Genomic DNA, 12,290 nt, shown 5'->3' on the forward strand with positions numbered 1-12,290 from the left:
ATTTCGTTGCCTCTATCATCGAATAAATCGATTTTATCATCAAACTTTGCCATTTTTTCCCTCCTAAATAAATAGAGTTTAACTAATATACCACTCTCATTGGTAACTTTTTTACCAAATCGAGCATATAGCTACAAAGCAAATATTTGCAATAGCCAGCCATATGGTATACAAATTTTATTTTATAAAAGATATAATATAAAGATTACCTATGGGATATTTTAGAAAAGTTTATAAAGTATAATAAATCCTTGAAAATTTAAGAAAAATGCCGTCAAAAGTAATACTTTTTATTATTGATTAAAATAATTTAAAATTAGTAAAAAACTATAAAACCCAACTAAAAAATAAAATAATTTATTAAATAATTCTATTCTTAAAAATATACTTATTCAATCCTATTTTAAAAAAATAAAGAGAAATAAAAAATTATTACTTTTAAGCTTCTGAGTAATAAATAATACTAAAAGTAATACAATGTAAAATTAAAAAAAATAGTCTTAATTTATAAATAAAATGAAATAAAAAATAATAAATTATGCAACTTGTAGCTGATGTTGGAGGAATACCTGGTAAAGATTGTAACGGTTTTTGCAAATACTGTTACTTCAGAAAGGTAAAGGAAGTTAAAAGTTTTGGCTGTGCTCATTGTTTACCCAATAAGATAGGTTGCGAAAGGTGTAGTAAAGGAATTAATGAAGCTCAAAGTGAATTCAAGCCACCTTTCCAAGTAATGAATGAAGTCCAAACGGCATTAATGATGAGCATGACAAGAGGAAAAGCGACAGCCTATATTAGCGGCGGTGGAGACATTAGCTGCTATCCTCATTTAGAGACATTGACTGCAGGTTTAAACCAGTATTCCATCCCTTCCATTTTAGGATATACATGCGGGAAAGGAATAAGCGATAGTGAAATGGCTTCAAGATTAATTAATAATGGTGTTGAAGAAGTTTCATTTACTATTTTTTCATCAGACCCACAACTTAGAAAAGAGTGGGTGAAAGACAAACATCCGCAGGAAGCGCTTGATGCCTGCAAAATCTTTTGTGAAAATATTAAACTGACTGGAGCGGCAGTGATCATTCCTGGAGTTAATGACGGCGAAGTATTGCGCCAAACATGTAATGATTTAGAGGAATGGGGTGCCAAAGGAATGCTTTTGATGAGATTCGCAAATACATTCAACGAAGGATTGATTTTAGGAAATGAACCTATCCTTAAAGGAATCGAATCACAGCCTGTTGAAGAATTCGCGGAACTTGTAAAACAGATTAACAGCGAATACAAGTTTAGGGTAAGCGGAACACCATTATGCGATCCTGAAACCGGCGGTCCATTTGCAATAGCTAAAGATGAAAATGAAATATTTTTACAATTCATCAAACCGGTTACCGGTGAAGCGACCATAATCACTTCCAAAATCGCCGAGCCATTCATTTCAAAAATATTTAACAAACTAGAAGTTGACAGCGTTAATGTTGTAGCGGTTGAAAAGGAAATTGCCTGTTTAATAACAAAAGAAGATCTTGAAAAGCTCGATTTAAGTGAGATAAAAGAAGCGGTTATCATACCTGGACGGTCTTTTGTCCATCAGCTTGATGCAGAAAGAATATTAAGTGCAGATGGCATTGAAAGAATCGTCGGTCGTGGTCCTGACACCTTAAGTGTAGATGGCGAATTAAGTATAGATATGACCGATGAAAATGTCATAGAAAGAGAGTTAGAACAATTTAACGATTTAGTGGATGCTATTAATTTCTTTGGAATGAGATTACTTTAAAAAAAAAGAAGATTAGTTAGAATCCTCAACAAGAGAACTCTCACTATTAATTTTTACTAAAATATAATCATACATAAATGATTTTTTAATTTCAGCAAGCTCAGATAATTTTCTGCCGTCAATGACAACATCAGCAATTACATCAGCATATTTGTCATAATTTAATTTTACACGCACACCATCCAATTGTGAAGTTACCGGTGTTGGAGAGATTACATCCTTAATTTCCTTAACCTGATTTTCAATTGCATTTTTAACAACAATGGATGGTACCAATGGTGCATCAAGAGCCATTTCACGTTTTTTATCATTTAAGATTCTTTCAGTGGTTTCAACTAACCTGTCCAATGCGCGCACATCCGGACCTCTTCTTAATCTTCTAGGAATCCTACCGAGATCGCCTACATATGCATCAGCACCAGGAAGCTCTTCAATAGGAATTTCAGGAGCTCCTGTAACAATTACAGGAATGTCAATGTCATCATATAAGAAAGCTTTTTCTTTAATACAGTTTTCAAAACTGCCTAATGCAAAAATAGCTATATCATGTTCTTCAATTAAGCTTTTTTCCTCTTCAGTAATACCTGAAGTACCTTTACCATCACCACGAGCAAGCCCAATCATATTATCTTTAGCACCGAATTCCCTTAAATACTCAGAGATATCACATGCTGCATGAGGCAAATGGTGTCTTGCAAGAGTTGGTGAAACAATAGCTATTTCAGAACCTGCCATAGGAGCGATTGAAATTTTTCCTAAAAGTTCATTAGCTTTTTTCTCAATTTTATCAACATCTTCTAAAGGAACAGCCATATTCAGAACTAATTCCATTTGTAAAACACTATCTTGAAGAATGAATCCACCCAAATCTTCAATTAGCTCTCTAATTTCTTCACTTTTGTGAACTCCACCAGTATATGTTAATGTTTCATACATATTAACAACTCTCTAAAAATGCAATTATCTAATATAATAGTTTATAATTTATATATTATATTAAATTTTCTAAAATGGCATAACGCACTTCAACTCTTTCAAACGGATTTTTAGAAATGCATCCATGAGACGGAATCTCAACTAAATTATCATGTTCGGCTACCTTCTCTTTTAGATAATCCGGATAGATTACATAATCAAAATCTTCATCAACTATGTTGAATCCGAAATCATTAACTATATCCTTTAAGAATTCAGAATAAACCTTTACATCAACATCATATTCAAAATCAGAATTCAAGTATTTTTTACAAAGTTCATAATCCTCAAAAAATGCCAACACATCCATATCACTTAGTTCATTTGAAGTGATTTGTGAAACTTTTTTTATACTTTCAAATATCTGTGAGGGAGTGTTGAGCTTAATCGGCAAGGAATCCATTTCAACTTTGCTTTCAGATAACAGAATAGCAAGATCACCATCCTCTTCATCGGGAAACTTATTTACAATATAATCAGACACCCCGGCCAATTTCACTATTTCCTCACACATAGGTGTTGTAATAATTTTCATAATATAAATTATATAGGAACAGTTAATATAAATTAATTCATGAAAGTGACTTTGAGTTTTGAAGAAAGTGCAAGTTCGGATGTTTCAATAATGGTTGATGCATTAAGGGCAAGCAGCACAATCACAGTTGCACTGGATAAGTTTAAAAGAGTAATCCCATGCTTTACCCTTGAGGAAGCATTGAAAATAAAAGAGACGAATGGAGGAGTCGTTGCCGGGGAACGTATGGGAAAGCAAGTTGAAGGCTTTGATTTGGGCAATTCACCTACTGCAATCAATGACCTTGAAACATGGAAAGACACACTTATCCTGACTACAAGCAATGGTACACGAATACTCGAAAATATGCATTCACAGGTCCTGATAGGATCCCTGATAAACGCAAAAGCAGTGGCGAAGGAAAGTATTGGAATTGCAAAGGAACACATTGACGTTGTAATGGCAGGCGTTAAAGGGAATTTTGCAATTGAAGACTATCTGGCTTCCGGCGAGATTTTGTATTGGATTAGCCAGTGCTTAGATGAATGTGAAATAAGCGAATATGCTAAAACGGCAATTCTAGCAAGCAGGGATTATGAATCCTTGAAAGACTCATTTATAAATTCAAGAACTGCAAAACGTTTGATTGAACTTGGATATGAAAATGACGTTGACTTTTGTTGCCTGAAAAACATTACTGAAAATGTTGCCGTTTATGAAAACAATCAATTAAACTTAATTAACGATTAAGTTTATATATTCAAATTTCATAATATTAGATATTAATTTAAATAAAGAAGTGTTTTTTTAATGAAAAGAGAATGTTTAACAATAATAGGTACCGCCCACGTATCTGAAGAAAGTGTTAATGAAGTAAAAGATGCCATCTATGAACAGCACCCTGACGTTGTTGCAATTGAACTTGATAGGGGAAGATATCAAAAAATAAGAAAGCAAATGATGGGTATTGAAGAGGATGAAAATATATCTGTTACTCAAATAATCAAAGAAAACAAGGTGGGCTTATTTTTAACAAGTACTCTTCTTGGCTATTTCCAATCAAAAATCGGAGCTGATGTGGATGTTGCACCAGGTTCAGAAATGATTGGTGCTATCGAGGCAAGCCAAGATTTACAAATCCCAATTGCACTTATTGACAGAGAAATCAATACAACCCTGCAGAGGGCTTTGAACAGAATGGGCTTCAAGGAAAAAGCCAAATTTGCATATGGATTAATAGCTTCAGTTTTAGGATTTGATGATGAAGAAGAGGATATTGACATTGAAGAGTTAAAAAATCCTGAAAACCTTGATGAACTAATGGAAATGTTTAAAGATGAAGCTCCAAGCGTTTATGAAGTTTTAGTACATGAAAGAGATGCATATCTTGCAGGGAAAATAATGCAGCTTCCTTATGACAAAGTTGTTGCCGTAGTTGGGGCGGGACACAAGCCGGGAATTGAAAGATATCTGGACAATCCCGAAACATTGCCTAATCTGCGTGACTTGGAAATCATCAATGAGAAAAAAGGCATACCTTGGCTTAAGATAATTTTAGCTTTAATTCCTATTTTATTTGTTGTGATATTTTTTCTGGCATATTTTAATGGGATAAATATAACCGGAAACATCTATGAATTCATAATAATTAGTGTAGCGATGGGATTCATTGGTTCAATACTTTCCGGATCAAAAATTCAATCCGCAATAGTTGGTGGCCTGATGGCTCCTTTAACAATCATTCATCCCTTACTTGCGGCAGGATGGTTTTCCGGTTTAACTGAAGCCAAATTCAGAAAAGTAAGACAAAGCGACGTTAAAAATCTAGCCAATATTGAAAGCTTTAGAGATTTATGGAACAATAACATATTTAGAATTTTATTGGTGGTTATAGGAACCAATTTAGGAGTTAGCATAGCTACATTAGTAATTTTACCATCAAAAGTTTTCATCCCCTTATTCATGAAAATCTTTGGTGGATAGATAATATTTAAATAATTATACTAATTATATAATATATTACTATTAATTTTAAATGGAAAAATAACATGTATTTTATATTTCGTTGTGATTGTGGACGGGCTTTATATGCAAAAGAAGGCGTGGCAACAAGAAAATGCGTTTGCGGTAAAACATTAAAAGTGAAATCCAGACGCATATTTAAGAAAGTGGCTACAAGAGAGGAAGCATCTGAAGCCGTTCAGGAAATGCAAGATAAAATATATGGAAACACTGGCTTTATTCAGGCCAGTGACTTATAATGGTTTTAATGGTTTGTTAAAAATGATTGGAACGACACTCGAAATAATTATAATAATAATTTTAATTATCTTTACAGGATACTTATCAATGGCAGAACTTGCTGTTGTATCCATAAGAAAAGCAAAAATGCAGAAATATTTAGAAGATGGAAATAAAAATGCACAAATTGTTTTTGATTTGTTAGAAGACCCTAATGAATTTTTATCTACAGTTCAGATTGGAATATCCCTTATTGGTGTTTTGACTGGGGCATTTGGTGGAGTAACAATAGCCGAACCACTCTCCAAATTGATTTCATTCGTACCGTACAACGAACCGATAAGCGTTGCAATAGTTGTTATTATTACTACTTATCTTACTTTAGTTATCGGGGAAATAGTGCCTAAAGTAATTGCTTTAAACGATCCTGAAAGGATTGCTCTTAAAGTTGCAAAAAGTATGGTAATCCTTGAAAAGGTTTCAAAACCTGTCAGTTTCATTCTTGCTAAATCCAGCCGTTTTCTTTTATGGTTACTCAGAATCGAAGACAAAAACGATGATATTGTCACCGAAGAGGAAATTAAATTAATGATTGAGGAAGGAAGGGAAGACGGAACCATCGAGCAAGAAGAGGAAGACATCATTAAAAGGGTTTTCAAACTTGACGACCAAAAAGTTGAAAGCATCATGACTCCTCGTAATGAGATTATCTGGATTGACCTCGAAGATGACAGAGACATAAATAAAGTCAAGATTATTGAAAGTAAAAGGTCCATTTTCCCAATAGCCAAAGGGGAATTGGATGACTTTATTGGAGTAGTCCAGGCAAAGGATATCCTTTCCGTGATGTTTACCGATGAGGAATTTGATGTTTATAAAATTGTAAAGGAACCGTTAGTAGTATCTGAACATTTGGAAACCTTAGAATTACTAAAAGAATTCAAGGAAAACCAAGGATACGTTCATATGTCCCTTGTTGTCGATGAATTCGGAAGTGTTGAAGGTTTAATTACTTTAAACGATTTGCTTGAAGGTATTGTTGGAGACATTCCTGGAATAGATGAAGAAGACGAACCTGAAGCTATCCAAAGAGATGATGGCACATGGTTAATCGATGGAAGATATCCGATTGATAAATTTAAGGAATTATTTGACTTTAAGGATTCACTTCCTGACGAAGAAGAGGATAACTATACCACCTTAGCAGGATTTATTCTCAGTATAAGCGGTACAATACCTGATGAAGAAGACAAATATGAATGCGGAAGATTCATATTTGAAATTATTGATATTGATGGTCATCAAATCGATAAGGTCCTTGTGACTGATTTGGGACCACAAGAAGAAATTAAAGAGGAATAATATGGATGCAGGAATAATTGTTCAAGTTGTTTTATTGCTTGTCGGATTTGTATTTCTGATTAAAGGATCCGACTTTTTCGTTGATGGAGCAAGCAGTATTGCATCTATTTTAAAAATACCCACTGTCATAGTTGGTTTAACCATTGTTGCATTTGGAACTAGTGCGCCTGAAGCGGCTGTTTCAATTACATCTTCCCTTACAGGGAGCAATGCTATGGCGGTGAGTAATGTAATTGGAAGTAATCTGTTTAATATGTTAATGGTTATTGGAGTATCTGCATTACTTGGCGATTTATTAATGGAAAAAAAGGTTTTAGATAAAGATTTACCATTCCTTGTAGGAATTACAGTATTATGGGCAGTTTTCATTATAATCGGATGGAACATAACAAATATTGAAGGAATAATCCTACTCATAATTTTAATAGCTTACATCGCTTATTTAGTTCGCGATTCAAGAAAATCAAGTGATGCTAATGAGGTTGAAAAACCAAAATTAACTCTTCCAAAAAGCATAATTTTCATGCTGGTTGGACTTGCAGGCATTATACTTGGTGGAGATTTGGTTGTTGATAGCGCTTCAGCTATAGCAATCGCTCTTGGAATGAGTGAAACATTGGTAGGTTTAACCATTGTTGCAATAGGTACTTCTTTACCTGAACTTGTAACCTCCCTTACAGCTTTGAAGAAGGGGGAAAATCAGCTAGTCATAGGTAATGTAATTGGATCAAACATCTTTAACATCTTATTCGTACTCGGTGCAAGTAGTGCAATTAGTGCAATACCACTTGATTCAAGTTTGCTCATAGATGTTGTATTTATGTTGGCAATTACCGTGCTATGTTTCATATTCGGTAAAACACAAGAGAAATATGATAAAAAAGAAGGAATTATTTTAGTTACACTATTCGTTGTGTATATGGCCTTCGCAATTTTGAGAAATTAATTCTTTTAATTCACAAGCCTTACAGACATGTGATGATGTTGGCTCACCGCATAACTCACATTCATTAAGGTTTGTGGATATGCTATTTTCAAATGTTAATATTTTTTTAAAGGATTCCATCACATTATTTTTTACGCCAGGATATTGATCTTCACTAACATTCAAGAATTCCTTAATTTTAGCTCTTAGGGACAGATGAGAATAAGGGCACTCATCCAAATGGATATCAATATTATTCAATACAGCCCACATTCCAACTTCCTTTTCAGGAGTATTCCATAATGGTTTGATTCTAGGAACAAGTTTTGGATGAATAACATCAAGTTCCGGGCCAAATTTTGAGAATTTAATAGTGTCACCGCGAGCAAAGCTCATTAAAAAAGATTGAATTTCATCATCAAGATTATGTCCAGTGGCAATTTTAGCTGCTCCCAACTCATAAGCTGTCTTATTTAAAATATTTCGTCTGAAAACACCGCATGGTATGCATGCACTTTTAAAATCCTGATAAATGTCATCAAGTGCAAAGCCTTCCTCATCCTTAAATGATTTCTGGACAAGTTCAACACCCAAGTCTTTTGCATTCTGAACAGCGGAGTCGATTCCATGCTGCCTGTAACCTTCAATACCCTCATCAACACTGACAGCAACTAAATCAAAATCCAAAAACTGCTGATAATTTTTCAAAGCATGTAAAGTCAAAACACTGTCCTTACCTCCGGACAGTGCAATAGCTATTAACTCGCCTTTCTTAATCAGTTCATAATCCTGAATCAGATTGTTGATTCTTGTAAAAATCATTTCATTAAATTCATCTTTGTTTAATTTGACCATTACTAAATTAATTTATAGGAAGATAAATAAATAATTTTACCAGGTGAAAAAATGATAACTTGTGATTTCGCAATATTGCCTGTAGGAACAGAAACTACAGAATGCAAAGACTATGTAACTGCAGCCGTTCAATCCATTAAGGATTCCGGATTAAACTATCAGCTAACCGGAATGGGGACACAAATAGAAGCAGATAACTTAGAAGAACTATACGCAGCAATAGCTACCGCTCAAGAAGCAATTTTTGAACTTGGAATCGGCAGGGTATATACTGTAATAAAAATAGATGATAGAAGAGACTTGGAAAATAGAACTTTAGATGCTAAAGTTGATACAGTAGAAAAAATGTTAAAATAAGTTAGAATTTAATCTAACTTACTGGAAGCTGTCTTAACAGCACAGATTACTCTGTCTAAATCTTCTTTTGTTAATGATGGATGAACTGGAAGGGAAATTACGTTGTCTGCAGCCATTTCTGCATTTGGACAATTTCCTTCAATTCCTAATTTTTTATAAATCGGCTGATTGTATAATGGTATTGGATAGTGAATTCCAGTTCCTACACCACATTCATTTATTATATCTACCCAATCATCCCTGTCGCCTTTTTCAACACGTATTGTGTACTGATGATATACATGTTTGGAGTTATCTTCACAATAAGGAGTTATCACACCATCGACATCTTTCAAACCATCATTCAAATAAGCAGCATTGGCAATTCTTTTATCATTGAATTCATCGATTTTATCTAATTGAGCAAGTCCTATAGCTGCGGAGATGTCAGTCATCCTAAAGTTGTAGCCCACTTCATCATGATGGTATCTGACGCTTGCACCGTGAGCTCTGAAAACCTTAGCGTTTTCAGCCAAATCCTCATCATTGGTGGTTATTATTCCTCCTTCTGAAGTGGTCATGTTTTTAGTAGGGTAAAAACTAAAACAGGCCATGTCGCCCATACTGCCGACTTTATTTCCATTGAATGTGGCACCATGAGCCTGTGCAGCATCTTCAATGACGATTAAACCATGTTTTTCAGCAATTTCATTAATTTTTTCCATATCAGCAGATTGTCCATATAATTGGACAGGCAAAATAGCTTTGGTATTTTCTGTTATCAATGGTTCGATAGATTCAGGATCCATGGTATATGTCTTTAAGTCTATATCAGCGAAAACAGGTTTTGCACCAGTGTATAAAATTGAATTTCCACTTGCAATAAAAGTAAATGGAGTTGTGATTACCTCATCACCTTCACCAATATCACATGAAAGTAATGCAACATGCAATGCAGCAGTTCCTGAGTTAACAGCAATTCCATAATCTGCTCCAACCCATTCAGCAAACTTTTGCTCAAACTCTTCAACTTTTGGTCCTTGAGCAATCATCCCTGATTTTAAAACTTCAACTACATTTTCAATTTCTTCTTCTCCAATTATTGGTTTAGCAATAGGAACTTTAATATTTGACACAATAATCACCAATTTAATAAAATGAATAAAATTTCTATACTAATATTTAAATCTAATAATATTTAAAACATTACTTATTACAAATAAAACAATTAAGAGTGAGAATTAATGGACGAATATAAAACTAAAACTATTGAAGAAGGATTAACAAAAATCGAATTTCCAGAATTTGATAAGATATCCTCTGATGCACCTGTTTTTTACAATCCCCATATGGAACTAAACAGAGATTTGTCAATACTTGCGATACAGGTATTCCAGAAAGAAGAAGACAGAGAGATAGATATCTGCGATTTATTTGGAGGTAGCGGAATTAGAGGCATCCGTTATAAAAATGAAATTGATGGTGTTAATGAAGTGTCCATTAATGACATCAGTGAAGTGGCCAATCACTATGAAAGGCATAATATCGAATTGAACAATTTAAGTGATATTGAAGTTTTCCAGCATGATGCAAGCATGTTCTTAAGGATGAAACGTGGCGAATTTGACGTTATTGATATCGATCCATTTGGAACTCCTTCACCGTTCCTTGATTCTGCAGGTTATTGCGCTCGCAGAAACTCACTTTTATGCGTTACAGCAACAGACACCTCCGCACTTTGCGGAACTTACAAAGAACCATGCATTCGAAAATACAATGCAAAGCCATACAAAAGCGAATATTGCCATGAAACCGGAATCCGCATATTGGCGGGTTTCGTTGCGCTCACTCTTTCAAAATATGCCAAATGCATTGAAGTGAAAATGTCCCATAGTACTGAACATTACATGAGATTATATCTAAAAATTAAAAAAGGTTCAAAAAGAACTGACGAATCCTTGAAAAATATCGGATATATTAGCCACTGCAGCAACTGTTTGCACAGACAAACAAGCAACGGTTTGGCAAGCGCTATTGATGAAATTTGTCCGGTTTGTGGTGAAAAATTAATTCATGCCGGCCCGTTATGGTTGGGAGACATTCAAGATGCGGATTTTATTCAAAAGATGATTGAGGAAAATGAAAACAAAAAAATCAACAGCGAAAAGCAAGCTTTGAAATTGTTGAATAGCTGCCTTCAAGAGGCAGATGCACCCGCAACATTTTATGATGTCCACACAATATGCAAATCATTGAAAATAAGCGCACCAAAACTGGATTTAATCTTTGATGAAATAAGAAATGAAGGATTTGCCGCAATAAAAACACATTATAACCCATTGGGCATTAAAACTGATGCAAACATAAATAAAATTAAAGAAATACTAATAAAATTAAATGAATAATAAAGCAACATATTGTATATAATAACACAATTATTTTAAAAGAAATGTACAAAATGTATAATAAATGATACAAAAGAGATTTTGTTTAAATTTAAATTGAATACATTAAACTAATATTTAATTTTGATAAACATATTAAAAAATCCATAAAAATATAACAAAGTCATATAAAGTTTTAAATATTATAAAAACTTTATAATAATTATAAAATGTTAATCATCAATTAACGAAATAATTAAAAGGGAGATAATATATGGTAAAAACTAAAGATAATGTCATAAAATTAGATGATACTGACATTAACATTCTTAAAATAATAAATGAAGATGTGAGAACTTCCTATAGGCAAATATCTCGCAGTTTAGATGTTTCCGTAGGTACCGTTCACAACCGTATTGACAAAATGGTCAAATCAGGTGTAATCAAAAAATTCTCACCAGTCATTGACCATGAAAAATTAGGTTTTGTTTTGACTACCATTATCGGCGTAAGAGTCAAAGGCGGAAAACTTAAAAATTGGGAAGAAAAAACATTCTTCAATAAAAATGTAGTTGGAATCTATGATGTTACTGGAGAATATGACGCATTTTTAATTGCAAAATTCAGAAACACAAATGAATTAAATTTATTCATTAAAGAATTATTAAAAGATCCAATTATAGAAAGAACCTACACACAAACCGTATTGGACGTTATCAAGGAAGACATGGGTTCTTCAAACATTTTATAAATTTGTTTTAAAATAAGCAGTGTTTCAACTGCTTTTTAAATTATTTTTTATTATTGATGCATACAACATCAAATTTTTTTAATAATAATGTAAAATCGATTTTTCAAAGTAATAAAAATATTACCAAAATCAGGAGAAATTCATTTAACTATATAAATAAAAAA

Annotated in this window: 13 protein-coding genes; 9 read left to right on the forward strand and 4 right to left on the reverse strand. The window is 33.4% G+C overall.

The genetic code is table 11. The features are described from left to right. Positions 1-538: 538 nt before the first annotated feature. Positions 539-1,783 carry a methyl coenzyme M reductase-arginine methyltransferase Mmp10 gene (gene mmp10 / locus QZU81_RS05945; RefSeq protein WP_292827035.1) on the forward strand — a complete coding sequence of 415 codons (1,245 nt, stop codon included), beginning with the start codon at positions 539-541 and terminating at the stop codon, positions 1,781-1,783. Between the two features lie 12 nt (positions 1,784-1,795). Here the strand turns inward: mmp10 and QZU81_RS05950 are convergent, their stop codons facing one another. After that, positions 1,796-2,719, reverse strand: a complete 924-nt coding sequence (locus QZU81_RS05950) for a methanogenesis marker 7 protein (protein ID WP_292851973.1) — start codon at positions 2,717-2,719, stop codon at positions 1,796-1,798. Positions 2,720-2,774: 55 nt separating this feature from the next. Beyond that, positions 2,775-3,293 carry a hypothetical protein gene (locus QZU81_RS05955; protein WP_295590304.1) on the reverse strand — a complete coding sequence of 173 codons (519 nt, stop codon included), beginning with the start codon at positions 3,291-3,293 and terminating at the stop codon, positions 2,775-2,777. Positions 3,294-3,332: 39 nt separating this feature from the next. Between QZU81_RS05955 and comB the strand changes: the two genes are divergently transcribed. The 5 genes from comB to QZU81_RS05980 all read left to right on the forward strand — a co-directional run bounded on the left by comB (position 3,333) and on the right by QZU81_RS05980 (position 7,821). Beyond that, positions 3,333-4,022, forward strand: coding sequence for a 2-phosphosulfolactate phosphatase (gene comB, locus QZU81_RS05960; protein ID WP_295590306.1), 690 nt, complete (start codon positions 3,333-3,335; stop codon positions 4,020-4,022). A gap of 60 nt (positions 4,023-4,082) precedes the next feature. Further along, entirely contained in the window at positions 4,083-5,255 is a 1,173-nt protein-coding gene (locus QZU81_RS05965) for a TraB/GumN family protein (RefSeq protein WP_292827023.1), read from the forward strand. Between the two features lie 65 nt (positions 5,256-5,320). Continuing rightward, the gene (locus QZU81_RS05970) at positions 5,321-5,533 is read left to right on the forward strand and encodes a DUF1922 domain-containing protein (protein ID WP_292827020.1); all 213 of its coding nucleotides are present in this window, start codon (positions 5,321-5,323) and stop codon (positions 5,531-5,533) included. Between the two features lie 22 nt (positions 5,534-5,555). Next, complete coding sequence (locus tag QZU81_RS05975; RefSeq protein WP_292851982.1) at positions 5,556-6,875, forward strand: hemolysin family protein; 1,320 nt, start codon at positions 5,556-5,558, stop codon at positions 6,873-6,875. 1 nt (position 6,876) lies between these two features. Then, positions 6,877-7,821, forward strand: a complete 945-nt coding sequence (locus QZU81_RS05980; RefSeq protein WP_295590311.1) for a calcium/sodium antiporter — start codon at positions 6,877-6,879, stop codon at positions 7,819-7,821. Here QZU81_RS05980 and QZU81_RS05985 read toward each other — a convergent pair. Continuing rightward, on the reverse strand, positions 7,780-8,655 hold the full coding sequence (locus QZU81_RS05985; RefSeq protein WP_295590314.1) for a TIGR00269 family protein: 876 nt from the start codon (positions 8,653-8,655) through the stop codon (positions 7,780-7,782). The two genes, QZU81_RS05980 and QZU81_RS05985, sit on opposite strands and share 42 nt — an antisense overlap. Positions 8,656-8,706: 51 nt before the next feature. On the opposite strand from QZU81_RS05985, the gene QZU81_RS05990 reads away from it, so the two are divergent. Then, positions 8,707-9,012, forward strand: coding sequence for an MTH1187 family thiamine-binding protein (locus QZU81_RS05990; RefSeq protein WP_292851991.1), 306 nt, complete (start codon positions 8,707-8,709; stop codon positions 9,010-9,012). An 8-nt stretch (positions 9,013-9,020) separates the two neighbouring features. Here QZU81_RS05990 and QZU81_RS05995 read toward each other — a convergent pair whose 3' ends face one another. Further along, on the reverse strand, positions 9,021-10,127 hold the full coding sequence (locus QZU81_RS05995; RefSeq protein WP_292827006.1) for a DegT/DnrJ/EryC1/StrS aminotransferase family protein: 1,107 nt from the start codon (positions 10,125-10,127) through the stop codon (positions 9,021-9,023). A 108-nt stretch (positions 10,128-10,235) separates the two neighbouring features. Here QZU81_RS05995 and QZU81_RS06000 point away from each other — a divergent pair, with 108 nt between their 5' ends. Together QZU81_RS06000 and QZU81_RS06005 are read left to right on the forward strand one after the other, a co-directional pair. Beyond that, positions 10,236-11,396 carry a tRNA (guanine(10)-N(2))-dimethyltransferase gene (locus QZU81_RS06000; RefSeq protein WP_292827003.1) on the forward strand — a complete coding sequence of 387 codons (1,161 nt, stop codon included), beginning with the start codon at positions 10,236-10,238 and terminating at the stop codon, positions 11,394-11,396. Positions 11,397-11,649: 253 nt separating this feature from the next. Beyond that, on the forward strand, positions 11,650-12,126 hold the full coding sequence (locus QZU81_RS06005; RefSeq protein ID WP_292827000.1) for an Lrp/AsnC family transcriptional regulator: 477 nt from the start codon (positions 11,650-11,652) through the stop codon (positions 12,124-12,126). Positions 12,127-12,290 lie beyond the last annotated feature (164 nt).

Origin of the sequence: uncultured Methanobrevibacter sp., assembly GCF_902770715.1 — an archaeon.
GTDB lineage: Archaea > Methanobacteriota > Methanobacteria > Methanobacteriales > Methanobacteriaceae > Methanocatella.

What these genes read in the sequence shown, in the direction of transcription:
- QZU81_RS05965 (WP_292827023.1), top strand. Translation starts at nt 4,083, where the DNA reads ATGAAAAGAGAATGTTTAACAATAATAGGTACCGCCCACGTATCTGAA.
- QZU81_RS05950 (WP_292851973.1), bottom strand. Translation starts at nt 2,719, where the DNA reads ATGTATGAAACATTAACATATACTGGTGGAGTTCACAAAAGTGAAGAA.
- QZU81_RS06005 (WP_292827000.1), top strand. Translation starts at nt 11,650, where the DNA reads ATGGTAAAAACTAAAGATAATGTCATAAAATTAGATGATACTGACATT.
- QZU81_RS06000 (WP_292827003.1), top strand. Translation starts at nt 10,236, where the DNA reads ATGGACGAATATAAAACTAAAACTATTGAAGAAGGATTAACAAAAATC.
- QZU81_RS05980 (WP_295590311.1), top strand. Translation starts at nt 6,877, where the DNA reads ATGGATGCAGGAATAATTGTTCAAGTTGTTTTATTGCTTGTCGGATTT.
- QZU81_RS05970 (WP_292827020.1), top strand. Translation starts at nt 5,321, where the DNA reads ATGTATTTTATATTTCGTTGTGATTGTGGACGGGCTTTATATGCAAAA.
- QZU81_RS05985 (WP_295590314.1), bottom strand. Translation starts at nt 8,655, where the DNA reads ATGGTCAAATTAAACAAAGATGAATTTAATGAAATGATTTTTACAAGA.
- comB (WP_295590306.1), top strand. Translation starts at nt 3,333, where the DNA reads ATGAAAGTGACTTTGAGTTTTGAAGAAAGTGCAAGTTCGGATGTTTCA.
- QZU81_RS05975 (WP_292851982.1), top strand. Translation starts at nt 5,556, where the DNA reads ATGATTGGAACGACACTCGAAATAATTATAATAATAATTTTAATTATC.
- QZU81_RS05990 (WP_292851991.1), top strand. Translation starts at nt 8,707, where the DNA reads ATGATAACTTGTGATTTCGCAATATTGCCTGTAGGAACAGAAACTACA.
- QZU81_RS05955 (WP_295590304.1), bottom strand. Translation starts at nt 3,293, where the DNA reads ATGAAAATTATTACAACACCTATGTGTGAGGAAATAGTGAAATTGGCC.
- mmp10 (WP_292827035.1), top strand. Translation starts at nt 539, where the DNA reads ATGCAACTTGTAGCTGATGTTGGAGGAATACCTGGTAAAGATTGTAAC.